Source organism: Alicyclobacillus hesperidum subsp. aegles (assembly GCF_027923525.1).
Lineage (GTDB): Bacteria > Bacillota > Bacilli > Alicyclobacillales > Alicyclobacillaceae > Alicyclobacillus > Alicyclobacillus aegles.
Genome location: NZ_BSBJ01000053.1, coordinates 1 through 269 on the forward strand (window position 1 = coordinate 1; position 269 = coordinate 269).

The 269-nt window shown below is 49.8% G+C and carries 1 pseudogene; it reads right to left on the reverse strand.

The features are described from left to right. A pseudogene (locus tag QMF38_RS11415) lies at window positions 1-269 on the reverse strand (IS1182 family transposase); the annotation flags it as partial.

A 269-nucleotide genomic window follows, 5' to 3' on the forward strand; every position in this document is an offset into this window, starting at 1 on the left:
AATGTACGAACTGCCTTACGCAACGGTTTATTGGTCTTATCCTCTGCCAAACGTTGTTCTAGCCGGGATACGGTCTCTTCGAGCTGCGCGGCCGTGATCACTTTCCCTTCGCCTAGTTCCTCCAGATCCCGTTCTCCGTACTCCTTTTGTTCCTGTTGGTTGACTTCATCAATCTCGTCCAACAGTTGACGAATCTGGGTCTGCAACTTTTCCTGATACCGGTCTGTGGACTTTTTCCATACAAAGGTATACCGATTGGCGTTGGCCTC